The following is a 22212-nucleotide window of genomic DNA, read 5'->3' as shown; positions in this document are numbered from 1 at the left end:
CCGGGACGTGAGGAGGCATCAATGGGAGCCGCTGTGGTGTGCGTGGGTGGTGTGTTCGCGCTGCTGCTTGTCATCGCAGGTGCGCTGATCGCCCTGTACAACCGGCTCGTCGTACTGCGGAACCGCGTCGACAACTCGTGGTCCCAGATCGACGTCCAGTTGCGCAGGAGGTATGACCTGATCCCTAATCTCGTGGAGACGGTCAAGGGCTATGCCGCGCATGAGTCCGGCACGTTTGAGAAGGTCACGCAGGCGCGGAACATGGCCATGTCGGCCGACACGGTCAAGGCGCAAGGTGAGGCAGAGAACATGCTCACCTCGACCCTGAAGACGCTGTTTGCCGTGGCCGAGGCGTACCCGGAGCTCAAGGCCAATGAGAACTTCAAGATGTTGCAGGAAGAGCTGTCCGGCACCGAGAGCAAGATCGCGTATGCGCGTCAGTTCTACAACGACTCGGTGATGAGCTTCAACACAGCCATCCAGTCGTTCCCCGCGAATCTCATCGCCGGCATGTTCGGTTTCACGGCTCGCGACTACTTCGAGATCGAGGCTGCCGCAGCAGAGCCGGTCAAGGTGCAGTTCTAGGTTCCTGGAATCGGGTTCGTCATACGTAGCCGCGGTCCGCATGCGGACCGCGGCACGTCATTGTTGGAGGCGCACACGTTGTACGACCAGATATCTTCGAACAAGTTCAAGAGCGTGTTGCTTGTTGCCGTGTTCGTGGCGCTCGTCCTCGCGGTGGGCTGGGCGTTTGGCTACGCGTCGAACTGGGGCAGCGGTGGTCTCGTTCTAGCCGTGGTCGTCGCGTTCGCGATGACGTGGGGTTCGTACTGGTACTCCGACCGAATCGTGCTATCGATCAGCCGTGCCAGACCTGTGGATCGGGAGATGGAACCCTATCTCGTAAACGTCGTGGAGGGACTCTCGATAGCTGCTGGCATCCCGGTGCCCAAGGCCTACGTGATCGATGACCAGGCGCCGAATGCTTTCGCGACCGGTCGCAACCCTCAGCATGCCGCGATCGCAGTCACGCGAGGCCTCGTCGAGAAGCTCGATCGACTGGAGTTGGAGGGCGTGATAGCGCACGAGATGTCGCATATCAAGAACTACGACACGCTCGTGCAGACGCTTGCCGCAGTCATGGCGGGGACGGTCGTCCTCCTTTCGGAGTGGATGATCCGCTCCTGGTGGTGGGGCGGCGGACGCCGTCGTGGTGGCAGTAGCGAAGGTGGCGGGCAGATCCAGGCGGTTCTTGCACTTGTCGCCGTTGCGCTTCTGATCCTCTCCCCGCTGTTCGCTGCACTGATCCAGATGGCGATATCGCGCAAACGGGAGTACTTGGCCGATGCGAACGGTGCCCTGATCACGCGCTATCCCGAGGGACTTGCGGGTGCGCTGCGCAAGATCGCGGGCGACACTCATCGACTTGGCGTGGCGAACAAGGCGACTGAGTCGCTCTATATCTACAACCCTCTCAAGGACTACCGGGGCGGAAGGGGCTTGAACGCGCTCTTTGACACTCATCCGCCTATCGAAGATCGCATCAAGCGGCTCGAGGCGATGTAAGAGTGGCCGTCCTGACCTATCCGAGCATAGATCCTGTGCTTCTTCGTCTTGGTCCGGTGCATGTGCACTGGTATGGACTGGCATACGTTGTGGGGTTCATTGCGGCCGCGCTGTTGTTCAGGCGCCTCAGCCGGCAATGGGGAGTCGGGCTGACCGATGACGACGTCTTGAACGCGTTGCTCTATTGCGTGATCGGCGTGCTCCTGGGAGGGCGTCTCGGCTACGTTCTCTTCTATGGTGGGCGCCACTACCTGGACGACCCCGTCCGGGTGTTCGCGATCTGGGATGGAGGTATGGCCTTCCACGGTGGGCTGGCCGGTATCATCATCGCCGGAGTCCTCTTCGCGCGCAGGGTTGGCGTGCCGTTTCTACGGCTCGCGGATATGGCTGCCGTGGGAGCGCCAGTCGGCTTCTTTTTTGGCAGGCTCGCGAACTTCATTAACGGTGAGCTGTGGGGACGAGTGACCGACGTGTCCTGGGCTATGGTGTTCCCGGGAGCCGGCGCCAGCCCACGACACCCGTCGCAGCTGTACGAAGCTGTGCTTGAGGGGCTTGTGATGTTCGTCGTTCTGTCAGTGATGGCACGCCGTCGTCGTCCCACCGGGGCGATCTTCGGCTGGATGTTGCTGATGTACGGATCGTTTCGGCTTCTCGTCGAGTTCGTGCGAGAGCCGGATGCCCAGCTCGGGCTCGTTCTAGGTCCCCTGACGATGGGGCAACTCCTGAGTGCGCCGCTGGTCGTCCTTGGCGTGTGGTTCATCTGGCGTGCGTTGCGCGCCGAAGACACGCGAGGGGCGGCAGTGCCGGGGAAGCCGGCGAAGACCTCGGGCTCCGACTAGGGTGCGCAGACCTCGCCGTGCGGCTTCCAACAAGGCCCCTCGCGGTCGAGACACTTGACGCTCTCGCCTGCGAGCAAGGGGCGCGGCGGAGTGCACTGCGAGCAGAAGAGCTGGGGGAAGGAGCCGACCACGTCCTTCAGGTCGGGATCCCTGTAGGCACCCGGATCGGGTTGCTCGATGGTGTGGAGTAGGTAGCAGGGCATGTGTCCCTCGCAGTCAGTCGCACTGACGACCTAACTGTAGCCGCTCGGCGTCAAAGGCTGCAAACCGGCGTTGACCCGTCTCCATAGCGGGCCGTAGACTTCGGCGTGAACAAAGGGAGGCTGTGTGAAGGAACTCTGGAAGAATCATCGTGCCGCCGTGATTTCTGCGATGGCGGCATTCGTTCTGGTTGTCGGCGCGGTAATCGCCTACGCCCTCTCTCCTTCGTCCAACGGTGGACCGGTCGAGGTCACGTCGGCCTGGCCCGTTGCGTCGAGCGAACGCGTTGTCGAGAAGCCCCCGGCTCCGCTCAAATGGCCGCTGACGGGACTCGATGCACCGGATGAGAAGACGGTGGGAAGGCGCCCGTTCGCAGTGAAGATCGAGAATTCCCCCGCGGCACGACCCCAGACGGGGATGCAGCGGGCGGACGTGGTCTACGAGTCGCTTGTCGAGGGGGGCGTCACGCGCTTCAACTGCATCTTCCACTCGGACCAGCAAGGCATTCGCGGCCCGGTTCGAAGTGCTCGTCTGTCTGACCTACATATCGTCCCGCAGTACAATGCGCTCTTTGCTTTCTCGGGAGCGAACACCACAGTCAACGGGCGCATCCGTAGGGCGGGCATAGACAATCTGAGCGAGGACGCCGGCGTGTCCTACCCGTACTATCGCAGCACCTCCAAGGCGGCCCCGCACAACCTCTTCTTGGACATGGCCAAGCTCAGGGAAGAGGCGAAGCGACGCAAGATGACCCTCACCGGAGGCGTTGAGGCATTCATGTTCGAGCGGAGGAAGACCGAGACGACAGCGGCGATTACCGAGATCACCGTGCCGTTTTCGGATGCGAATCGCGCGGTCTGGACGTATGACAGCCAGCGAGATGTCTATGCCCGGGTGAACAACGGGCGAACGCACACCGATGCCGAGACGGGCAAGCAGCTGACCGCGCGCAATGTCGTCGTGCTCTGGGCCAAGACATCTTCGGCCGGTCATGACAGTGCCGGTTCGGCGACTCTCGATATCACCCTGTCAGGGGAGAATCGGGCCAGCGTGTTTCGAAATGGGCAGCGGTATGATGGCGTGTGGAAGACCGGCGGCAAGACGCCTCCGCGCTTCTTCACGCGCGATGGAGCCCCCATTCGGCTGTCTGCGGGCAACACGTGGATGCAGGTCATCCCCACCAATGTGAACATCTCGATGAAGTAGCGCATATCGTTCGTCGCCGTAGTGCTCTGGCGCGGCGGTTGTCCGCGTCGCACGGCGATGGGTACAATCTCTAGGCTGCACGCGCATCGCAAAGCATCCGTGGCATGTCACCATTCCATCGCGGTTGAAGGGGTTTGAGCGCTCGTGACTGAGAACTTCAAGGAGATCGGCACGCTGAGGGTCAAGACCGGACTTGCAGAGATGCTCAAAGGCGGCGTCATCATGGATGTCGTCGATGCGGAGCAGGCGAAGATCGCCGAGGACGCAGGCGCCGTCGGCGTCATGGCGCTCGAGCGTGTTCCCGCGGACATCCGTGCGGCTGGCGGAGTGGCCCGGATGGCCGATCCGACACGGGTCGAGGAGATCGTGGGCTCGGTGTCCGTCCCCGTGATGGCCAAGTGCCGCATAGGACATTTCGTCGAGGCACAGGTCCTCGAGTCTCTCGGCGTCGACTACATCGATGAATCCGAGGTTCTCACTCCCGTCGACGAGGAGCACCACGTCAACAAGTGGAACTTCACGGTGCCCTTTGTGTGCGGGTGTCGGAATCTGGGAGAGGCCTTGCGGCGCATCGCTGAGGGCGCGGCGATGGTTCGCACGAAGGGCGAGCCCGGCACCGGCAACGTGGTCGAGGCGGTGCGACACATGCGTGCGGTGACAGACGAGATCGCGTGGGTCGCGGGACTTCGGGAAGAGCAGTTGTTCGCGGCCGCAAAAGACCTTCAGGCACCGTTCGAACTCGTGAAGTGGGTGCACGACAACCGCAAGCTTCCCGTCGTGAACTTCTCTGCAGGAGGCATTGCCACACCGTCAGACGCCGCCTTGATGATGCAGCTCGGCTGCGACGGCGTCTTCGTGGGTAGCGGGATATTCAAGAGCGGTGACCCCGCCAAACGCGCCAAGGCCATAGTGGAAGCGACTACGCACTTCGAGGACCCAGAGATCATTGCCAAGGTCTCGCGGGACTTGGGCGAGGCGATGGTGGGCATCAACATCTCGGAGATTCCCGATGCCGAGCGGATGCAGGAACGGGGCTGGTAGGGTGCGCATCGGCGTTCTGGCACTTCAAGGTGCATTCCGCGAGCACATCATGATGCTCGAGGCGATTGACGTCACCGCGGTCCCCGTCAGACTGCCCGACCAGCTTGAAGACTTGAGCGGGCTGATCGTCCCCGGCGGTGAGTCCACCGCCATCAGCAAGCTCATGGAGACCTACGGGTTCTACGAACCCATCCGCCAGCACCTTGGGGCCGGAATGGCCGTGTGGGGAACATGCGCCGGAGCGATCATCCTGGCCAAGGAAGTGCTCGACGCCGTGCCGGGGCAGAGTGGCCTGGAGATCATGGACGTCGTTGTGCGCCGAAACGCATTCGGTCGCCAGGTGGAGTCGTTCGAGGTCGATCTCGATGTCGCACATCTGCCTGACGGAGAGTTCAGAGGCGTGTTCATACGGGCACCCTGGATCGAGAGCGTTGGACAGGGAGTGGATGTGCTCGCCCGTCACGACGGTGTCACCGTGGCCGCCCGCGAAGGTCGAATGTTCGCCACGGTGTTTCATCCAGAACTCACTGGCGACCCACGGGTTCACCGGTACTTCACGGACGAAGTCGTCGGCTCGTGATCGCAGGTCGCGATCGTACGGACGCCCGCCGGTCCTTGGCGAGCATCCGGTGCTTCGCGCGAAAGGGGTAGCCGCATGTCCGGACATTCCAAATGGGCGACGACCAAGCACCGCAAGGCCGCGCAGGACAAGAAGCGGTCCGCGCTGTTCTCGAAGCTCGCTCGCATGGTGACCGTCGCTGCGAAAGACGGTGGGGATCCCAGCCCGGACAACAATGCGCCGCTGGCCGCGGCGATCGCGAAGGCAAAATCGTACTCCCTGCCCAAAGACAAGATCGAAAGCGCTATCGCGAAGGCGTTTGGCGCGGGCGAGGGTGCGAACTACGAGGAGGTCGTCTACGAGGGCTACGGTCCGGCGGGGGTAGCCATCTACGTCGAGGCTCTCACCGACAATCGCAATCGTACCGCTGCGGACGTGCGCAGCGCGTTCACGCGCGCGGGTGGGAATCTGGGCGCGACGGGATCGGTCGCTTTTCAGTTCGAGCGCAAGGGGCAGATAGTGGTGGATGTCGCGGGCGCGCCTGACGAGGACGAACTCATTCTCATCGTTGCCGACGCCGGCGGGGAGGACTTGGAGCTGGGAGATGACGAGTGGATCGTCTCGACCGCGCCGGCAGAAGTCATGGCCGTCAACGCCGCACTTGAAGCTGCAGGCATACCGGTGAAGGGGGCGGAGTTGGTGATGGAGCCCGTCAACGAGACGGCGGTGTCGCTCGTCGATGCACGCAAGGTCATGCGCCTGATTGATGCCCTCGAGGACAATGACGACATCCAGAACGTCTACCATTCGATGGAGCTCACCGAGGAGATAGCCGCCGCCTTCGAGTAGGTGACGACCCTCCCTGCTTCTCCGTGTGGGATGCCTGCGTACTGATTCCTGGGAGGGTTCACCCCAGGAGCTGTTTACGAATTAGCGAAGATGAGCGAAACTCACTGAAGGCCACCGTCCGACTGGAACCCATGCGGCCCTCTTGGCGTCCGCTTGACGACGTCGTCCGGACGATGATGGCCCGATGTCGCTCCCAAGCGGGTGGCCCCCCGCCCGCACAGGGATATCGGAGCGCCCTGTCTTCAGGGCGCTCCGACTCGTTCCGGGGCCGCGTCTACCTCGAATTGCGGTGGGAACCGTGGATCGAACAGCGGTAGTCGCCGCTGTCCCTGCTCCAGGTGTACGTGCCTTCCGAAGGGCAGGACGGGAGTTCTAGCAGGTAGTCGCCCAGAATGATTCGGACGTCCGGAGGAAGAACGGAATCGTTGTCTGCCGACCACAACATCGCTGCGCGCTCGACGGTCGCCTGGTTCACGAAGCAGGACTGGCGGTCGGCGGAGCCCATCACGCTCAGGGCTTGGTTCGCGAAGACGAGCTGGAGTGTGAGGTAGACGATGATGCCCACCAACGATCCACAGGCCATAACGAAGGCTTATGACCGTGGGACTGATGTGCGTTCGACGCTCCGGTCTACCGTCCACGACCGGTTCGACCGATTGGAGGAGATCACGCTCACAGAAAGGACAGTTGTCGTAGCTGTCGAGGTATTCTCGCTCGCATGTTGGACAGGTCTTCATGAGGTCAGTATCCGACGAGGAGGTGCCAGCTGCCAAATCCAGGGTTCTACGCACAGTCCTGCGCCGCGTCCTTTACGCTCTCGCGGCCCTGCGCTACCCTGAACATATGTTCGATTGTCACCTATCTCGTGGGGGTCGCTCGTGATCATTCTCGGCATAGACCCCGGCCTGGCCAACACCGGCTGGGGTGTGATCGAGACCCAGGGTCCGAGACAGCGTTGTCTGGCGTACGGGTGCATCAGCACGTCTGCCAAGGAGCCCTTGCCTGCCCGTCTCGCATGCGTGCACGACGGGATCGTCGCCGTGATCGTGCGCTACGCGCCGACGGAGTGCGCGGTGGAGAGCGTCTTCTTCGGTTCGAACGCGAAGTCGGCGTTCGCGACCGGCCAGGCAAGGGGAGTCGCCTTGCTGGCGCTCGCTGGCGCCGGACTTGGGCTGGGCGAGTACAGTCCCGTGCAGATCAAGGGCACGGTCGTGGGCACCGGCACCGCCGACAAGGCGCAAGTACAGTACATGGTCAGGGTGCTCCTGGATCTTCCTCACGAACCAGAGCCGGACCACGCATCCGATGCGCTCGCTGCTGCGATTTGCCATGCGCATCATTGCGGCAGTGGGGCCGCTGCGAGAGTCCGTGCGGCGGCGGAGGCGGCAGGATGATAGCGATGCTCACCGGGAGAGTCGTTGAGAAGACGGCAACAGGCGCCGTGCTTGACGTGTGCGGGGTCGGCTATCGCGTCGCGATGTCGACCGGGTCCTTGGCCGCGCTGCCTGTCGAAGGCGACAGCGTCACAGTGTTCACTCACCTGCACGTTCGCGAGGACGAGCTGTCACTCTTCGGTTTTGAGAACGCCGAGGAGCGTTCTCTCTTCGAGAAGCTCATCACTGTCAGCGGAGTTGGCCCGAAGGTCGCACTCGCGGCACTCTCGAGCTTCGCGCCGGGTGTGCTTGCCGAGGCCATAGCGCGCGAGGACGCCGTGCTTGTGAGTTCGATTCCCGGGGTGGGGAAGAAGACGGCTCAGCGCATCATCCTCGATCTGAGGGACAAGCTCATCGCGGTTGGCCTGAAGGACACGCACGGTTCCGTGATGGCAGACGACGACGCCGCCGCCGAAGCGCGCGGCGCCCTCATGGCGATGGGTTTCTCCTCGGCAGAGATCGCGGCTGCGCTCAACGGCTACGACGGACCGGGTGACGCGCAGACGCTGCTACGGCACGCGCTCAAGCGGCTTGGAGGTGGCGCGTGAGTACGGTTTGGGAGAACGACGCCGAGGCGCCGTGGGCTGAGGAGTCCGAACGTCTTGTGAGTTCCGAGTACACCGAGGACGACCTCGAGATCGACCGTTCTCTGCGGCCGAAGAGGCTCCATGACTACCTGGGCCAGTCGCGGGTCAAAGAGAACCTGAGCGTGCTGATCGAGGCTGCGTCCGCGCGCGACGAACCGCTCGACCACATCCTGTTGTCGGGTCCGCCGGGTCTGGGCAAGACCACCTTGGCGACGGTCATTGCCAACGAGCTTGGCGTCAAGCTCAAGACAACGAGCGGTCCGGCCATCGAGCGCGCAGGCGACCTCGCCGCGATACTCACGAACCTTGAGGAGCGCGATGTCCTGTTCATCGACGAGATACACAGGTTGAATCGCGCCGTCGAGGAGGTCCTGTATCCCGCGATGGAGGACTTCAGGGTGGACATCGTGATCGGCAAAGGACCGGCCGCAAGAAGCCTCCGTCTCGAGCTTCCGCGGTTCACGCTTGTGGGGGCCACGACTCGCACGGGACTACTCACGGGTCCGCTGCGCGATCGCTTCGGCATGGCGTTCCGCCTCGACTACTACTCCGCCGAGGAGCTGAAGGCGATCGTCGTGCGTTCGGCGCAGATCCTTGGCGTGGAGATCGAGCCGGCCGGGGCGGCCGAGATTTCTCGCAGGTCTCGCGGAACCCCCCGTCTGGCGAACCGGTTGCTCAAGCGGGTGAGGGACTATGCGCAAGTGCGCCATGAGGGGCGCGTCGATGAGGATATCGCAGCCGAAGGACTGGCCTTCTTCGAGGTGGATCACATCGGACTGGACAAGATGGACGTCGCTATCCTGGAGACGCTCGTTCACAAGTTCAGCGGTCGCCCCGTCGGGCTCAACACGCTTGCAGCGGCGGTTGGGGAAGAGCCGGGCACGCTCGAGGACGTGTACGAGCCCTTCCTGCTCCAACTCGGATTCCTTGCTCGCACACCGAAGGGTCGCCAGGCGACACCGCGCGCCTACGAGCATCTCGGGCTTGCGGCGCCTGTTGACGCTCCTCGGCAGGACGGGCTGTTCTAGGTTGAGCCGCGCTGTGACCTCGCTGATGGCGGCTGGGGTGCGCAGTATGGCGTCGAGTCGGTGCAAGTGGTAAGCTTCCATGTTGAGGGGTCACGGTGGCCCCCAAGGATTGCGACGTGATGCCGCATTTCCTGCGGCGACGGTCACGTCGCTTGTTTGTGCCCTACGGGGCGAGAGGATGGATTTGCATGGCAGAAGGAACAGTTAAGTGGTTCAACCCTGACAAGGGCTACGGCTTCATCGAGCGCGAGGGTGGCGACGATCTCTTCGTCCACTTCTCGGAGATCCAGGTAGAGGGCTTCAAGACCCTCAACGAAGGCCAGGCAGTCTCCTTTGAGGAGTCCGTGGGCCAGAACGGCAAGCCGCAGGCGACGAACGTTCGCCCCCGGTAAGCCAGAACAACATAGCTACTAAACTAACGCACGGGCGGTCCTTCGGGGCCGCCCGTGCCGCTTCTCCCCGGGGAAGCGGCGTTCGCCTGTGCCTATACTGGTTTCACCAGTCAGGCGACTCCAGGGGTCGGGTGTGTCTACGCAACCGCCGGTTCACGCGAAGCTGCGCATGGAGCCACTCTGGGTGCGTGTTGACAGCAACAGAGCGAAGCTCACCATGTTCGTCATGCTATTCGTCGCAGGTTCCGCATTCCTCCTGGCTTCAGCCCTTGTGGCAGTCCCCGGATGCCTGATCGGCCTTGCGGGCTGGTTCATCGAGGCGCTCGATGCGCCGGACTACTTTCGCGGGCTAGCGATCGCTTTCGGGGTTTCGTTGGCCGCCTTGCTCGGCGCAGGCTCACTGGCAGCTGCGGTCCAGCTCTCGAATGCCGAGGACTGGGTGCGGCTCCCGCTTCTCCGGTTCGGACCTGCAGCCGGGCACTCAGCCATCCTTGGAGCGCGCTCTCAGTGATATCACGATCGCGGCGGGACTCGGCGAGCCGCCCCGCCTGTTGCTGCTCGAGACTCCCGCAGTCAACGCGTGCGCCATCGGCACGAACCGGAGCCGGCCGGTGATCGGTGTGACGAACGGGTTCCTTGGTGAGCTCGACGAGGGCGAGCAACGTGCGGTGATCGCGACGTTGGTGGCGCGGATCATCGCCGGTGACATTCTGTTCGGGACCGCGCTCGCCGCGCTCATGGGTCCCCTGAGAGCTATCCGGGACGCCAAGGACGGAAAGGGCCCGGTGGCCGATGCGTGCGCGTGGGGGGCGGACGGATGCGCCACCGATGGTTGCTCCGGAGACGGTTGCGGCTGCCTGTTCGATGGACTCTCAGATGCCGACAGTGCGGAGGGTTGCCTGGGTGCCATCGGCGTGACGGTTTTCGCAGCAGCGGTGCTTGCGATCACATGGGTCGCGATCACGGTCGCTGCCTGGATCGTGACGGCTTGGGGGCGTGCACTCCACCGCACGAGCTACGAAAAGGCCGACGCCGAGGGAATGCTGCTCCTGAAGGATCCCGGTCCGATGCTTTCGGCGTTGCGCGTCGCGGTCACGAGCAGCAATGAGATTGCCGACAGCGACCCTTCCTACGACGGGATATTCTACGTCTCGACGAGCGGCTCCCCCCGGGTCGAGAGAGTTGAGCGTCGCCGCTACGACCGGCTGCGGGAGGTTCTTGGCATCGAGGGAATGGCATCCCCCCTGTGAAGCGGAGCGGCACCCATCCATCGACTGTTGAGCCTCTCCGTGCAGGTATCCGTACGACCCTGGCGTAAGTAGAGCACTGGGGGTTGGACTCACGTTGTGGGGGACGACACGATGTGGATGTATGAGATTGCTGGTCTGATGTTTTGGTTCTTGTGGGTAGTCGCTTTCCTGATGATCGGGGGGATGGCGACGGGGGTGATCGCCGCAGGCTGTCGGGCGCTCATCGAGGCGGCCCTCGGCCACGAGGCAGAGCCTATGCAGCTCTTTGTCGCGGCCGGTATGCCTGTGGGATTCGCTGTCTACGCGGTGATCGGAGCATTCGCATCGACGCAGTTCGCGAGCCACACAGCCACTGCGGTCACACTCGTGCCCCTTGGCATAGGTTGCTGTCTCGGTGCGATGGCGGCCTCTCGGTTGCGCGTGGAAGCACCCGAGCCGATGGACGTCTCCGCCGTCGACTGACGGCCTCCCGCCGCGCGAGGGTAGATACCTCGTAGTCGCCAAGGGAGGTGTCCGAGATGCCGAGGAGATTCCGATGCCTCGCGGTCGCATGCGTCGTCCTCGCGTTGCTTGCGATGACTTCATGCCATGCCGAGGAGCCACAGTCAACGCCGACAGTGTCGACGCTGACACCGGAACCGGCCCAGCGGGATATCGAGGAGTTCGAGATGAGCTGCCCGGCCCTGGAATCCGACGGGTCGATTCCCGTGCGCTTCGCTGGCAGGGGAATCGACGGGGGACTGAACGTGTCGCTCCCGTTTCGCTGGTCGGAGTCCCCGGCAGGGACGCGTTCATTCGCACTCGTGGTAGTGGACCGGAATCCAATCGCCAATGATTGGGTGCATTGGGTGGTAGTCGGGATTCCCGAACGAACGACATCGCTGCCCGAGAACGCATCACTCCGGCTCATGCCCACAGGCTCCCTCGAGTCAAAGAACACTTTCGGCGAAGTGGGGTACGGCGGTCCGCAGCCGCCGGCCGGGTCAGGTGAACACACCTACGAAGCGGTTCTGTACGCGCTCGAAGTGGACGAACTCGAGCTTTCCGACGAGCCCTCGTTTGCCGAGTTCACGGCGGCAGCGGAGGCCGTTGCGACCGGGCGCGCTTCTACGAGCGGGACGTTCGAGCAGTAGCGGCCGACTACACCGCTATCTCGGCGACCCACAGCCCGTGCAGGTTGCAGTGCTCCACGGCCCGAATCGTCGTACCGGGATCGACGGTCACCACGATCGACGCATCCGGTTGCGTGGCTACCGGCGATAGGTCGAAACGCGCGATTGTGGCGTCGCCCACGACGAGCTCGATCCAGTTGATGAAGTGATCGGGACCATTGGGGTGAGGCGCGTAGTATCCGACTTTGACGGTGATCCGCATGCCGCCCTCGACGCTCTCTGCCTCCAGGTACGGGGTGTGCTTGCGCTCGAAATCAGTGACGACGTCCAGATCCGTCACGTGGTTGACCGCTCCAAGAATCGGCGCGTCGCTCATGATGCCTCCTTGTGTCATAGCGGGTGAGGTGGGTTAGCTCCCTGACCTCGAAACGGGTTTATACCCCACATCCAGTGGTGCGCGGGCTTCTCTCGGGTAGAATCGTGGAGCCAGTCACCGAGAGGAGCTGCGGATGCCTGCACCGGACCAGACGATCATCAGCCGCGATGACCTCGTGCTCGTCGCCATAGATATCCAGACGCGGCTTGCCGCTGTCATGGAGCGCAGGTCGGAGGTGATTGCGGTCACCGGCCGTCTGGCACGTCTTGCGTCTCTCGTCGAGGCGCCGATCATCGTGACTCGTCAGTATCCAAAGGGGTTGGGCGGGACCGACGAGTCGTTGGAGGAGGTCTTCGTTGGCCTTGCCGAGGCTGGTGCCCGCATCATCGGCGTGGACAAGACAGCGTTCTGCTGCAATGTCGAAACGGAGTTCCGTGAGGCGCTCGCGTCAACAGGCCGCAAGCAGGTCGTGCTTGTCGGCATGGAAACACATATCTGCGTGGCGCAGACCGCGCTCAGTCTTGCCGGAAACGGTCACCAGGTACAGGTTGTCGCCGACGCGTGCTGTTCGCGAAGATCGGCCGACCACGATACGACGCTAGACCGCCTGCGTTCTGCGGGTGTCATCGTGACCTCTTCGGAATCGGTGATGTATGAGGCGGTTGGGCGCGCAGGAACCGATGAATTCAAAGAGCTGCTCGGTATTGTGAAGAACGAGCAGCCCTGAAGCTAGAACAGGTTGCCCGGAGGAGTCGGATCGATGACGCGCGCGATCTTGCTTGCGAACACTGTGTCGGCGGCGGAGCGTGTACCGGCATCGACTCCGACGGACTCTCCGCTAGAATAGGTGCGCTAGAATAGGGAGACCGTGCCGTCCAGTGCGCGGCCACAGCCACCGGAGACAAGGTCAAGCCATGCTCAAGCGCCTTCCGATTCTAGTCGTCCTCGCCGCAGCGTGCGCGCTCCTTGGCGCAGCACCGCTTGCGTCCCCCGTCCCGCTCAAGACCGATATGTTTACGTACGAGGTGCAGATCATTCCCGAGGCCGAGGAGACAACGTCGGTCGTTATCGTCTCGCTGGCCCTGCCTCCCGAGACGCCGCTGCCGGCTACCGTCAGACTCCCGATTCCCAAAGGGGGCACGATCTACTGGTCCGGGGAGATCCTGGGGGACGATTTCGGCGGCGACATTGGGCGACAGTTCCGGAGGGTTCCGGGCGAGGGTGGCGATTCGGCGGAGATCACGCTCGAGGAAACGCGAACCGCGCAGATCGACGCGACATACAAGCAGCTTGACGTTCGTGGCGGCGAATACTCCCTGGTGCTGGATTGGGTTCAAACGGAGCCGTGCAAAGACGTCTCGTTCTCGGTTCGCATCCCGGGCAGTGTCACGGGGCTGACTCTGGAGCCGGACGCCCCCGGATCGCCGCTGACGAACGTGATGGGCGAGCGCCTGTACACGCTGGCCCCGGTCGCTCTGAAGCCCGGCGAGGAGTTCCCGGTGAAGGTGACATACTCCCGTCCGGAACTCGCCAGATCGACCTCGCCGGCCACGATCATCCTGTGGGTCATCTCCGGCTTGCTCATCATCGCGGTCGGAGCTCTTGCTGTGGTCGTTGCCCGGCAGCACAGGGGCAACGACGCGTAGGGGAGCCAGGTGGAGTGAGCGTGCGACGGCGTGGGCTCTACTTCTGTTGCCACAGTTCGTTTCTGTGTGACAGAATCGATTGTTGTGGGCTCTTGAGCCCTGGTAAACGCGGCGGCCTGCTCGCACTGCACCGCACCACGTCCGATCCGGTACGGAAGGGTCGGACAAGCGATGTGATTGGAACGTCGCACGAGCTTGACCCTTTTGGCTGGGGTGGAAGGATGGTCTTGCATGGCAGAGGGTACCGTCAAGTGGTTCAATCCGGACAAGGGCTATGGCTTCATCACGCGTGAGGACGGCGACGACTTGTTCGTGCACTACAGCGAGATCGCCGAGGAGGGCTTCAAGACCCTCGACGAGGGCCAGGCGGTCTCCTTCGAAGTGACTACCGGCCAGAACGGGAAGCTGCAGGCGAGCAACGTCAAGAAGGCGTAGCAGCCGGTTCACATGTGTGGCTCTCGGAAGGCGGTCTCCGGACCGCCTTCCCGTATGTGTATCGCGTCGTGGCCCAGGCGCTACAATCGAGGGCGCAAGTCGCGATCGATTGAGATGGTGAATGGAAGTCAATGAAGCTGCTCTTGCACGCGTGTTGCGGACCATGTCTGATCGAACCGTACGACGCTGTGTCTCGTGAGCACGAGACAGATGTCCTGTTCGCTAACCCGAACATCCATCCGGCGGGGGAGTGGGTTCGACGGCGCGATACCCTACTCGACTACGCGGGGGCGCATGGATTCACGGTGATCGAGGTACCCCAAGATCCTCAGTCGTGGTTGCGCGCAACTGCCGGGCTCCAGGATGACCGCTCGCGCCGGTGTCGGGCGTGTTTCGGGCTTCGCATGGACCTTACAGCGCGTGCAGCTGCTGCCGGGAACTACGACGCCTTCGCCACAACCCTCACAGTGAGTCCGTATCAGGACGGGGCCGCGATCCGCGATGCTGGTGAGGAGGCGGCGCAAGCACATGGCGTGGCGTACCTTCACCGCGACTTCCGGGACCGTTACCACCAGGCGATGAAGCGTGCTCGGGACGGTGGGATGTACCGTCAGAATTACTGTGGGTGCATGTTCTCTAGCACGGAGGCGGCCCGTGAGCGGGAAGAGCGGCGGCACCTTCGCGCGCAGGCACGGAAGTGAACGCCACACACCAGTCATATCCTGTGGTCGAGCCGAAGAGGAGCCGGTGATCCGTGAGAACAGATGACTTCGACTACGAGCTTCCGAGCGGGTTGATCGCCCAGTCCCCGATCGAGCCTCGAGACGCTTGCCGTCTGCTTGTCCTCGACCGCTCGAGCGGGCAGATCGATCACCGCATCTTCTCCGATCTGCCGGAGTACCTCCGGCCGAACGACGTCCTCGTCGTGAACGAGACCCGGGTGCTACCCGCGCGACTCAAGGGCGCCAAGGACGAGACCGGGGGCGCCGTTGAGATCCTGCTCCTACGTGAGGCCTACGAGGACACCTGGGAGTGCCTCGTCAAGCCGGGCAGACGCCTGAAGGCTGGTGCCCGCATCGTGTTCGGCGAGGGGGAGCTCACCGGGCTTGTCGTGGACATGCTCGCGGACTCGGGCGGGCGGCTGGTGCAGTTCCAGGTCCCTTCGGGCAGCTTCATCGATGCCGTGCACCGACTTGGCGAGGTTCCTCTGCCGCCATACATCGCCCGCCCGGTGGATGATCCGGAGCTGTATCAGACGATCTTCGCCCGGAACGAGCGCAGTGCCGCAGCGCCAACTGCAGGACTGCACTTCACGGAGGAACTGCTCTCGCGGGTCGAGTCGTGCGGAGCGCGGATCGCACGGATCGAGCTCGACGTGGGAATCGACACGTTCAGGCCGGTGGCCGAGGACGATCCTGCCCAACACGTGATTCACAGGGAACATTTCCGCGTTCCCCCGGCTTCAGCGGGACTCGTGAACGAGGCCCGGTCCCGGGGCGGACGGGTGATCGCCGTGGGAACGACATCAGTGCGCGCTCTTGAGAGCGCGTGGGACGAGGACTCGGGCCAGATTGAGGCGGTTGAGCGGTTCACAGACCTGTTCATTCTTCCCGGCCATAGGTTCCGTGTCGTTGACGCCGTGGTGACGAACTTCCACGTGCCAAGATCGACGCTCCTTATGATGGTGAGTGCGTTCGCGGGCCGGGAACTCGTCATGGAGGTCTACGGCGCTGCGCTGGAGTCGAGGTACCGCTTCCTGTCCTTTGGCGACGCGATGCTGATTCTCTGATCGCGCCTGCGTCTGCGGCGGCGCTGTCCGCTGCCGGGCTGGAGCGGGACCGCGCTCCCTACCTGAACGGCTCCCACCACGTCCAGCTGGGGTTGCCTGCAGCCGGATCGTCTGCGGACGTGCCCGGGGCCACTGCGAACCCGGACGATTCGCTCTGTCCTACCCGACGGTAGACCGCCACTCCGGTATCGTCGTTGATGGATCGCTCGAAGACCGGCGATCCGTCGGCGTCATCGGGCTGCGGCACCCCTGATGGAAGAGTCGGCCACTCGCCGAACTGCGAGATGACTCCGCTCCTTAGCCCGTAGGTTTGACCCCGAAACGATCGCCAGACGAGCTCGAAGCCGAGGAAGCTGTCCTCGGCGGACTGGACGGTGATCGTCTTGTTCGTGGTTCCCTCGAAGACCGGGAGCTCCTCGATCGCTCCGCCTGTGTCCAGCCCCGAGGAGACAATGCCGATCGTTGGCGAGTTCGACCGCAGCGGACGGGTCGCTCCGATCGAGCGGAAGACCCAACCGTCGAAGACGATGTAGCCGGTCGAAGACTGAACCGAGCCGAGTGTATCCTTGGCGGCGTCCGCAGCCGATTCGGGCGGCAGCCCGATCTCAGCGGTGGACTCGGCTCCGGAGGAGTATCTGACAGCATTGCCAGACTCGGCGGTCGACGGGGCCGCGATGAAGTACGCGCCGCGCACGGCGGCGATTCCTCCCGCGACGAGGAGCACGGCAGCCGCGGCGATCCAGCCTCCCCACATCGTCCAGTCTTTGCGGGTGCGGGGGAGGGCGATGCCAGACGGTGCGGGCTTGGCAGCGGCCGGAGCCGCGCTGGAGTCTTCGGGCGCGATAGCGGCTGCGGCTGTCTCGGCCGCCGCCGCCGCTGCCTCAGTTCGCGCTCGCTCGGCTGCCGCTTCGGTTTCGACCGCATCCATCACACGGACGACGATTTCTTCCGGCAGCGCCTGAGGGCGGAGTCTTCGCACCGTCTTGAGCGTGGTCTCAAACTGCGCGCATTCCGCGCATTCCGCGCAGTGCATGCGGGCCTTCCGTAGGTCATCCGGCCCGACCGGCTCTCCGTCCTGGGTCATCGAAAGGACCTGCTGGATCTCAATACACTTGGCGCTCACGAGCCATCACCCCCGCTCATGCCAAGGAGTACCGCCAGGGTGCGTCGGGCGCGGAATGCGCGCGACTTGACGGTTCCCACGGGAACCCCGAGGGCATCACCCGCTTCCGCGTAGGACATTCCGAATAGCGCTACCGCGCCAAGGGCCTCCCGGTCCTCGGGCTGCAGGGCACGCATGGCCTGTTCGACGACGGTCGCATCGATCACGAATGAGGCATGGTCGGGAGTTGAAGGCAGCACGAGGTCCACCGGATCGACCGGCACGGGGCGGCGCTTGCCCCGGCGCAGTTCGTCCAGGCACGCATTGCGCGTGACCCTGAAGAGCCACGTCGAGAAAGCGGCGGTCCCGTCGAACGTCGCAAGCGACCGGTACACCCTGAGAAACACCTCCTGGACGATGTCCTCGGCTGTGGCGGTATCGCCAAAGAAGCGCAGGGCGTGGGCGTAGACAGCCCCGCCGTGCGCGCGCACCAGCTTCTCGAACGCGGCTGTGTCGGCCTGCTTGGCAGCGGCGATCAGCGTGCTTTCGGTGCGCTCCTCGGCCATTCCCGTCCTTTCGTAAGACGAAGCCGATCAGCATCGGGTTCACATGGAGAGGATAGCGCAGTCCGGGCTCCTGCTAGAATCTGCGCCATGCCACTCTTTGATTTCACAGTGCAAGCAACCGATTCGGGTACCTCGGCGCGTGCCGCGATGTTCGAGACCGGGCACGGCCCTGTGCAGACGCCCGTGTTCATGCCCGTCGGTACGCGCGCGACTGTCAAGGGCGTGACGACCCCTCAGCTGCACGAGATAGGCGCACAGGTGCTACTCGCGAACGCCTACCACCTGTTCCTTCGCCCAGGGACGGACGTTGTTCGTGACGCGGGCGGACTTCACGCGTTCATGAACTGGGATCGCGTGATACTCACCGACTCGGGCGGGTTCCAGATATTCTCCCTTGCCGACACACTGAAGCTGACGGACGACGGGGTTCGCTTCCAGTCGATCGTCGACGGGCAGTACCATTTCTGGACGCCTGAGGACAACATGGCCGTCCAGGAGGATCTCGGAGCCGACATAGCGATGGTGCTCGACGTCTGTCCGCCGTACCCTGCCGAGGAGAGCGTCGTCGCCGATGCGGTGCGGCGCAGCGTCGGTTGGGCAGCACGATGTCGTGCGGCGCACACGCGCGAAGATCAGGCGCTCTTCGGCATCGTCCAGGGTGGCGTCTATGCGCAGCTGCGGCGGGAGAGTGTGGAGCGGACGGCAGAGATCGGGTTCGCCGGCTACGGCATCGGGGGATACTCGGTAGGCGAACCACACGATCTCATGCTCGAGTCGCTGGCCCCGGTCTGCGATGCCCTACCTGCCGACCGGCCGCGCTATCTCATGGGTGTTGGGAACCCCACGACGGTTCTTCAGGCCATCGCCCTCGGTGTCGACATGTTCGACTGCGTGCTGCCCACGAGGACCGCGCGAACCGGGACGGCGTTCTCCTCGGTCGGGCGGATGAATCTGAAGAACGCGCGGTATGCCCGGGATTTCGGTCCCGTCGACGAGTCGTGCTCGTGTCCCACCTGCAGTTCATACTCTCGCGCCTACCTGCGGCATCTCTTCGTGATGAAGGAGATGCTCGGCGCGACGTTGCTGTCCGTTCACAACCTGCATTTCCTGCTCGATCTCACGGCGAGGGCACGGGAGTCGATTCTCGCCGGGACCTACGAGGGGTTCCTGCAAGAGTGGCTCGATGGGCCGGGCGCTGACGACTACTGATTCGTCCTACAGGCGCGTCGGACGCGATGGTATGATTGGTCATTGTGGCCAGGCCAGACATGCGCTCGGGCCACGCAAATCCTCAGCTATCGGAGGTTCACATGGGAGTCTACGGCACGGCCATCTACCTCGTGGTCATTGTCGCGGCAATGTACCTGCTCGTCGTTCGACCGCAGCAGCAGCGCTCGAAGCAGATGCGCGAGCTTATCGCGTCGCTCGAAGTCGGGTCGGACGTGATAACGATCGGCGGGCTTCACGGTCGCATCACTTGGATCGACGACGATGTCGTGACGCTACGCATCGCTGACGGTGTGGAAATCAGAGTCGACAAGAATGCGGTGGGCAAGGTTCTCGGAGCGGGGGACGACGCCGGCGATGCCTGACATGTCTCGAGCGGTGACGCTGCAGGACGTGCAGAGCGACGAGGAACTGCTCGCCTACATGGAGATGAGCGACCAGTACCTCGGTGCCATCGGCTACACGGAGCACGGCCTTCGTCACGCGAATCTAGTCGCCCACATAGCGGGCAACATCATGCGCCGTCTCGAGTTCGAGGAGAGACTCGCTGAACTCGCGGCTATCTCGGGGTTCATACACGACATCGGCAACTGCGTCGGACGCGTGGACCACGGCATCTCTGCCGCGATCATGGCCAAGGACGCATTGCAGCGCCTCGGCATGCCGCACAGGGAGGTTGCCATCGTGATGAACGCGGTCGGCAACCACGAAGAGGAGTATGGGGATCCGGCGACGCCGGTGGCAGCAGCAGCTATCCTGGCTGACAAGTCCGATGTCCACCACACGCGCGTGCGCAACGCCGAGCCCGCCCAGTTCGACATCCACGACCGGGTGAACTACGCGGCCAAGCGCAGCTTCCTGCGCGTGGATGAGGGCACACGGGAGCTCACGTTGGAGATCGACATCGACACGGCGGTAAGCCAGGTCATGGAGTACTTCGAGATATTCCTGTCTCGCATGCAGATATGCAGGCGCGCCGCAGTTACACTAGACGCGCATTTCGCGCTCATGATCAACGGAATCAAGCTGCTCTAGGGCGGTAGACACGAACGGCTCAGCCAGGAAGGCGAAGAAGTAATGGACCCAAAGCAGAAGAACGCGCTCGCCATCACGGTGATCGTGCTCCTCGTGATCGGGGCATGGGTGGCATTCTGGCCTCCACAGTCCAAGATCACACAGGGACTCGACATCCAAGGCGGCCTGTCGGTCATTCTGACCGCTCAGGAGACGACATCGACGGCGGTGACTGATTCAGTCATGGATCGCGCCGAACTCATAGTGCGCAACCGCGTCGACAAGCTCGGCGCGTCAGAGGCGACCGTACAGAGGCAGGGTGCGGACTCGATCCTCGTGCAGTTGCCCGGCATCAAGAATGCTCAGGACGCGTTCAAGATCCTCGGTTCTACCGGTCAGCTTGAGTTCGTCGACGTCGCGAGCATCACCGACACGACGACCGTGGCCGCAATCCAGAATGGCGAAGACAAGGTCACGCTCAAGCCGGGTACCTACGCGCCGTTCATGACAGGTGAGGTGGTTACAAGCGCCGCCATCGGGACCGACTCGACCACGGGCAAGATCGAGGTCAATGTCACCATGAGCGCCGTGGGGACGAACACCTGGGCCGAGTACACCACGTCGCACGTCAACCAGCTCGTCGCCATCGTGCTCGACGGGGTCGTGCAGTCGGCGCCGCGTGTGAACGAGCCGATCACCGGTGGCCAGACCGCGATCTCGGGCAGCTTCACACCCGAAGACGCGAAGGGCCTCAAGACCGTGCTCGAGACTGGTGCGCTGCCCGTGACACTCACGTTTTCCGAGTCGCGCGTCGTGGGCCCGACTTTGGGTCAGGACTCACTCAAGCAGGGCGTCCTTGCTGCACTTGTCGGTCTGGGCATAGTTGCCCTGTTCATGGCGCTGTACTATCGCGGGCTCGGCGTACTCAGCTGGTTCAGCCTGGCTGCCTTCTCGTCGATCTTCCTTGGCGTGCTTGCTCTGCTCTCGCAGTTCAATCTGTATGCGCTGTCGCTTCCAGGTGTCGCGGGCATCGTGCTCACCATCGGTCTTGCTGCCGACTCGTCGATCCTGATCTTCGAGCGGTTCAAGGAAGAGGTCCGGATGGGCAAGACCTACCGGTCGGCGGCGAAATCGGGCACGAAACACGCTGTGCTCACGAGTCTTGACGCTGATCTGGTCACGCTCGTTTCGGCGGTCATGCTTGCCACCGTAGCCATCGGTCCGGTTCGCGGGTTCGCGATAACGCTGATCATCGGTATCTGCATCGACCTGATGGTCGCGTTCTTGTTCACGCGTTCGATCGTCATCGTTCTCGCCGAGTCGGTGGTGTCGAAGATGCCAGTTCTCTTCGGCATGAAGGGCGGTGAGGCCGATGCGTAGGATGCAGATCGACTTCATGGGCGCGCGTTTCTGGCTCCTTGGCACGTCCGGGGTGCTCGTTCTTGTCAGCATCGCCGCCATACTCCTCATAAGGCTCAACTTCGGCATCGAGTTCCAGGGCGGGACCGTCATCAGTCTGACCCAGACTCAGGGCCAGTCTATCGAGGACGTGCGTTCTGCCTTTGACGCGGCGGGCGTGGCCGATGTGCAGGTCCAGACCACGGAGACACAGGCAGGCGAGCAGGGCTTCATCATCCGCACGAGCGAGAGCGACCCGAATGTCGCAAACGAAGTCTACGGTGAAGTCGTGACGAATCTCGGACTGCCCTCCGACGCTGGAGACGTTACGACGATCGGACCCGGGTGGGGCAAGAACATCACCAACGCGGCACTGCTGGCGCTTTCTCTGTCGATCGCCGCGATTCTCGTGTATACGTCACTGCGCTTCGAGTACAAGATGTCGCTCACAGCGGTCATCGCCCTCATCCACGATGTGGTTCTCACACTCGGCATCTTCGCGCTTGTGGGGCGTGAGGTCACACCGAACACCATCGCGGCGCTGCTAACGATCATCGGCTACTCGCTCTACGACACCATCGTGGTGTTTCACCGTA

At 63.2% G+C, this 22212-nt stretch carries 29 protein-coding genes; 24 read left to right on the top strand and 5 right to left on the bottom strand.

The features are described from left to right. Positions 1 to 21 precede the first annotated feature (21 nt). The 3 genes from Q8K99_12975 to lgt all read left to right on the top strand — a co-directional run bounded on the left by Q8K99_12975 (position 22) and on the right by lgt (position 2405). Positions 22 to 585 (top strand): LemA family protein, encoded by a 564-nt coding sequence (locus tag Q8K99_12975; protein MDP2183469.1) that lies wholly within the window; start codon positions 22 to 24, stop codon positions 583 to 585. A 78-nt stretch (positions 586 to 663) separates the two neighbouring features. Continuing rightward, positions 664 to 1566, top strand: coding sequence for a zinc metalloprotease HtpX (htpX, locus tag Q8K99_12970; protein ID MDP2183468.1), 903 nt, complete (start codon positions 664 to 666; stop codon positions 1564 to 1566). A gap of 11 nt (positions 1567 to 1577) precedes the next feature. Continuing rightward, positions 1578 to 2405: a prolipoprotein diacylglyceryl transferase gene (lgt, locus tag Q8K99_12965; GenBank protein MDP2183467.1), complete on the top strand. Its 828-nt coding sequence runs from the start codon at positions 1578 to 1580 to the stop codon at positions 2403 to 2405. On the opposite strand, the gene Q8K99_12960 is transcribed toward lgt, so the two are convergent. Continuing rightward, positions 2402 to 2608, bottom strand: coding sequence for a hypothetical protein (locus Q8K99_12960; GenBank protein ID MDP2183466.1), 207 nt, complete (start codon positions 2606 to 2608; stop codon positions 2402 to 2404). The two genes, lgt and Q8K99_12960, sit on opposite strands and share 4 nt — an antisense overlap. 124 nt (positions 2609 to 2732) lie before the next feature. Here Q8K99_12960 and Q8K99_12955 point away from each other — a divergent pair, with 124 nt between their 5' ends. The 4 genes from Q8K99_12955 to Q8K99_12940 all read left to right on the top strand — a co-directional run bounded on the left by Q8K99_12955 (position 2733) and on the right by Q8K99_12940 (position 6261). Next, positions 2733 to 3812, top strand: a complete 1080-nt coding sequence (locus Q8K99_12955) for a DUF3048 domain-containing protein (protein ID MDP2183465.1) — start codon at positions 2733 to 2735, stop codon at positions 3810 to 3812. Between the two features lie 165 nt (positions 3813 to 3977). Then, positions 3978 to 4853: a pyridoxal 5'-phosphate synthase lyase subunit PdxS gene (pdxS, locus tag Q8K99_12950; GenBank protein ID MDP2183464.1), complete on the top strand. Its 876-nt coding sequence runs from the start codon at positions 3978 to 3980 to the stop codon at positions 4851 to 4853. Between the two features lies 1 nt (position 4854). Next, complete coding sequence (gene pdxT, locus Q8K99_12945; protein ID MDP2183463.1) at positions 4855 to 5433, top strand: pyridoxal 5'-phosphate synthase glutaminase subunit PdxT; 579 nt, start codon at positions 4855 to 4857, stop codon at positions 5431 to 5433. Positions 5434 to 5508: 75 nt separating this feature from the next. Further along, complete coding sequence (locus tag Q8K99_12940) at positions 5509 to 6261, top strand: YebC/PmpR family DNA-binding transcriptional regulator (GenBank protein MDP2183462.1); 753 nt, start codon at positions 5509 to 5511, stop codon at positions 6259 to 6261. A 274-nt stretch (positions 6262 to 6535) separates the two neighbouring features. On the opposite strand, the gene Q8K99_12935 is transcribed toward Q8K99_12940, so the two are convergent. Beyond that, positions 6536 to 6826, bottom strand: a complete 291-nt coding sequence (locus Q8K99_12935; protein MDP2183461.1) for a hypothetical protein — start codon at positions 6824 to 6826, stop codon at positions 6536 to 6538. 313 nt (positions 6827 to 7139) lie between these two features. Here Q8K99_12935 and ruvC point away from each other — a divergent pair, with 313 nt between their 5' ends. From ruvC to Q8K99_12895, 8 genes are all read left to right on the top strand, one after another. Further along, on the top strand, positions 7140 to 7655 hold the full coding sequence (gene ruvC / locus Q8K99_12930; protein ID MDP2183460.1) for a crossover junction endodeoxyribonuclease RuvC: 516 nt from the start codon (positions 7140 to 7142) through the stop codon (positions 7653 to 7655). Beyond that, positions 7652 to 8242: a Holliday junction branch migration protein RuvA gene (gene ruvA / locus Q8K99_12925; GenBank protein ID MDP2183459.1), complete on the top strand. Its 591-nt coding sequence runs from the start codon at positions 7652 to 7654 to the stop codon at positions 8240 to 8242. Before ruvC ends, ruvA begins: the two co-directional genes overlap by 4 nt. Continuing rightward, entirely contained in the window at positions 8239 to 9309 is a 1071-nt protein-coding gene (ruvB, locus tag Q8K99_12920) for a Holliday junction branch migration DNA helicase RuvB (GenBank protein ID MDP2183458.1), read from the top strand. Before ruvA ends, ruvB begins: the two co-directional genes overlap by 4 nt. A gap of 188 nt (positions 9310 to 9497) precedes the next feature. Then, entirely contained in the window at positions 9498 to 9701 is a 204-nt protein-coding gene (locus Q8K99_12915; protein MDP2183457.1) for a cold-shock protein, read from the top strand. Between the two features lie 133 nt (positions 9702 to 9834). Further along, the gene (locus tag Q8K99_12910; protein ID MDP2183456.1) at positions 9835 to 10212 is read left to right on the top strand and encodes a hypothetical protein; all 378 of its coding nucleotides are present in this window, start codon (positions 9835 to 9837) and stop codon (positions 10210 to 10212) included. After that, positions 10193 to 10951, top strand: coding sequence for a hypothetical protein (locus Q8K99_12905; protein MDP2183455.1), 759 nt, complete (start codon positions 10193 to 10195; stop codon positions 10949 to 10951). The genes Q8K99_12910 and Q8K99_12905 overlap by 20 nt, the downstream gene beginning before the upstream one ends. Before the next feature lie 138 nt (positions 10952 to 11089). Beyond that, entirely contained in the window at positions 11090 to 11413 is a 324-nt protein-coding gene (locus tag Q8K99_12900) for a hypothetical protein (GenBank protein ID MDP2183454.1), read from the top strand. 56 nt (positions 11414 to 11469) lie between these two features. Next, positions 11470 to 12084 carry a YbhB/YbcL family Raf kinase inhibitor-like protein gene (locus Q8K99_12895; GenBank protein MDP2183453.1) on the top strand — a complete coding sequence of 205 codons (615 nt, stop codon included), beginning with the start codon at positions 11470 to 11472 and terminating at the stop codon, positions 12082 to 12084. 7 nt (positions 12085 to 12091) lie between these two features. On the opposite strand, the gene Q8K99_12890 is transcribed toward Q8K99_12895, so the two are convergent. Then, positions 12092 to 12439 carry a desulfoferrodoxin family protein gene (locus tag Q8K99_12890; GenBank protein MDP2183452.1) on the bottom strand — a complete coding sequence of 116 codons (348 nt, stop codon included), beginning with the start codon at positions 12437 to 12439 and terminating at the stop codon, positions 12092 to 12094. Positions 12440 to 12572: 133 nt separating this feature from the next. Here Q8K99_12890 and Q8K99_12885 point away from each other — a divergent pair, with 133 nt between their 5' ends. The 4 genes from Q8K99_12885 to queA all read left to right on the top strand — a co-directional run bounded on the left by Q8K99_12885 (position 12573) and on the right by queA (position 16309). Then, positions 12573 to 13166: an isochorismatase family protein gene (locus tag Q8K99_12885; protein ID MDP2183451.1), complete on the top strand. Its 594-nt coding sequence runs from the start codon at positions 12573 to 12575 to the stop codon at positions 13164 to 13166. Between the two features lie 187 nt (positions 13167 to 13353). Next, on the top strand, positions 13354 to 14085 hold the full coding sequence (locus Q8K99_12880; GenBank protein ID MDP2183450.1) for a hypothetical protein: 732 nt from the start codon (positions 13354 to 13356) through the stop codon (positions 14083 to 14085). A gap of 231 nt (positions 14086 to 14316) precedes the next feature. Beyond that, on the top strand, positions 14317 to 14520 hold the full coding sequence (locus Q8K99_12875) for a cold-shock protein (GenBank protein MDP2183449.1): 204 nt from the start codon (positions 14317 to 14319) through the stop codon (positions 14518 to 14520). Positions 14521 to 15274: 754 nt separating this feature from the next. After that, on the top strand, positions 15275 to 16309 hold the full coding sequence (queA, locus tag Q8K99_12870) for a tRNA preQ1(34) S-adenosylmethionine ribosyltransferase-isomerase QueA (GenBank protein ID MDP2183448.1): 1035 nt from the start codon (positions 15275 to 15277) through the stop codon (positions 16307 to 16309). Positions 16310 to 16367: 58 nt separating this feature from the next. Here queA and Q8K99_12865 read toward each other — a convergent pair whose 3' ends face one another. Together Q8K99_12865 and Q8K99_12860 are read right to left on the bottom strand one after the other, a co-directional pair. Then, positions 16368 to 17432 (bottom strand): hypothetical protein, encoded by a 1065-nt coding sequence (locus Q8K99_12865; protein MDP2183447.1) that lies wholly within the window; start codon positions 17430 to 17432, stop codon positions 16368 to 16370. Beyond that, on the bottom strand, positions 17429 to 17977 hold the full coding sequence (locus tag Q8K99_12860) for an RNA polymerase sigma factor (protein ID MDP2183446.1): 549 nt from the start codon (positions 17975 to 17977) through the stop codon (positions 17429 to 17431). The genes Q8K99_12865 and Q8K99_12860 overlap by 4 nt, the downstream gene beginning before the upstream one ends. An 87-nt stretch (positions 17978 to 18064) precedes the next feature. Between Q8K99_12860 and tgt the strand changes: the two genes are divergently transcribed. The 5 genes from tgt to secF form a co-directional block, all read left to right on the top strand. After that, complete coding sequence (gene tgt / locus Q8K99_12855) at positions 18065 to 19186, top strand: tRNA guanosine(34) transglycosylase Tgt (protein ID MDP2183445.1); 1122 nt, start codon at positions 18065 to 18067, stop codon at positions 19184 to 19186. A 101-nt stretch (positions 19187 to 19287) separates the two neighbouring features. Further along, the gene (gene yajC / locus Q8K99_12850) at positions 19288 to 19569 is read left to right on the top strand and encodes a preprotein translocase subunit YajC (protein ID MDP2183444.1); all 282 of its coding nucleotides are present in this window, start codon (positions 19288 to 19290) and stop codon (positions 19567 to 19569) included. Next, complete coding sequence (locus Q8K99_12845; protein MDP2183443.1) at positions 19562 to 20239, top strand: HD domain-containing protein; 678 nt, start codon at positions 19562 to 19564, stop codon at positions 20237 to 20239. The genes yajC and Q8K99_12845 overlap by 8 nt, the downstream gene beginning before the upstream one ends. A 42-nt stretch (positions 20240 to 20281) precedes the next feature. After that, a complete protein-coding gene (gene secD, locus Q8K99_12840) occupies positions 20282 to 21598 on the top strand; it encodes a protein translocase subunit SecD (protein ID MDP2183442.1) in 1317 nt (438 codons plus the stop codon). Beyond that, positions 21591 to 22212, top strand: a 622-nt coding sequence (gene secF, locus Q8K99_12835) for a protein translocase subunit SecF (GenBank protein ID MDP2183441.1), incomplete at its 3' end; no start/stop codon positions are given. The genes secD and secF, both read left to right, overlap by 8 nt.

The sequence above is a fragment of the Actinomycetota bacterium genome, from assembly GCA_030682655.1.
GTDB lineage: Bacteria > Actinomycetota > Coriobacteriia > Anaerosomatales > JAUXNU01 > JAUXNU01.
The sequence above is the reverse complement of the archived record's forward strand: the minus strand, read 5'-3'. Positions and strand labels throughout refer to the sequence as shown.

Coding starts and splice junctions, on each gene's coding strand:
- Q8K99_12880 (MDP2183450.1), top strand. CDS start 13,354: ATGCTCAAGCGCCTTCCGATTCTAGTCGTCCTCGCCGCAGCGTGCGCG.
- Q8K99_12845 (MDP2183443.1), top strand. CDS start 19,562: ATGCCTGACATGTCTCGAGCGGTGACGCTGCAGGACGTGCAGAGCGAC.
- Q8K99_12975 (MDP2183469.1), top strand. CDS start 22: ATGGGAGCCGCTGTGGTGTGCGTGGGTGGTGTGTTCGCGCTGCTGCTT.
- ruvA (MDP2183459.1), top strand. CDS start 7,652: ATGATAGCGATGCTCACCGGGAGAGTCGTTGAGAAGACGGCAACAGGC.
- Q8K99_12875 (MDP2183449.1), top strand. CDS start 14,317: ATGGCAGAGGGTACCGTCAAGTGGTTCAATCCGGACAAGGGCTATGGC.
- Q8K99_12885 (MDP2183451.1), top strand. CDS start 12,573: ATGCCTGCACCGGACCAGACGATCATCAGCCGCGATGACCTCGTGCTC.
- Q8K99_12915 (MDP2183457.1), top strand. CDS start 9,498: ATGGCAGAAGGAACAGTTAAGTGGTTCAACCCTGACAAGGGCTACGGC.
- Q8K99_12895 (MDP2183453.1), top strand. CDS start 11,470: ATGCCGAGGAGATTCCGATGCCTCGCGGTCGCATGCGTCGTCCTCGCG.
- Q8K99_12960 (MDP2183466.1), bottom strand. CDS start 2,608: ATGCCCTGCTACCTACTCCACACCATCGAGCAACCCGATCCGGGTGCC.
- tgt (MDP2183445.1), top strand. CDS start 18,065: ATGCCACTCTTTGATTTCACAGTGCAAGCAACCGATTCGGGTACCTCG.
- Q8K99_12900 (MDP2183454.1), top strand. CDS start 11,090: ATGTTTTGGTTCTTGTGGGTAGTCGCTTTCCTGATGATCGGGGGGATG.
- Q8K99_12890 (MDP2183452.1), bottom strand. CDS start 12,439: ATGAGCGACGCGCCGATTCTTGGAGCGGTCAACCACGTGACGGATCTG.
- Q8K99_12860 (MDP2183446.1), bottom strand. CDS start 17,977: ATGGCCGAGGAGCGCACCGAAAGCACGCTGATCGCCGCTGCCAAGCAG.
- secD (MDP2183442.1), top strand. CDS start 20,282: ATGGACCCAAAGCAGAAGAACGCGCTCGCCATCACGGTGATCGTGCTC.
- Q8K99_12940 (MDP2183462.1), top strand. CDS start 5,509: ATGTCCGGACATTCCAAATGGGCGACGACCAAGCACCGCAAGGCCGCG.
- yajC (MDP2183444.1), top strand. CDS start 19,288: ATGGGAGTCTACGGCACGGCCATCTACCTCGTGGTCATTGTCGCGGCA.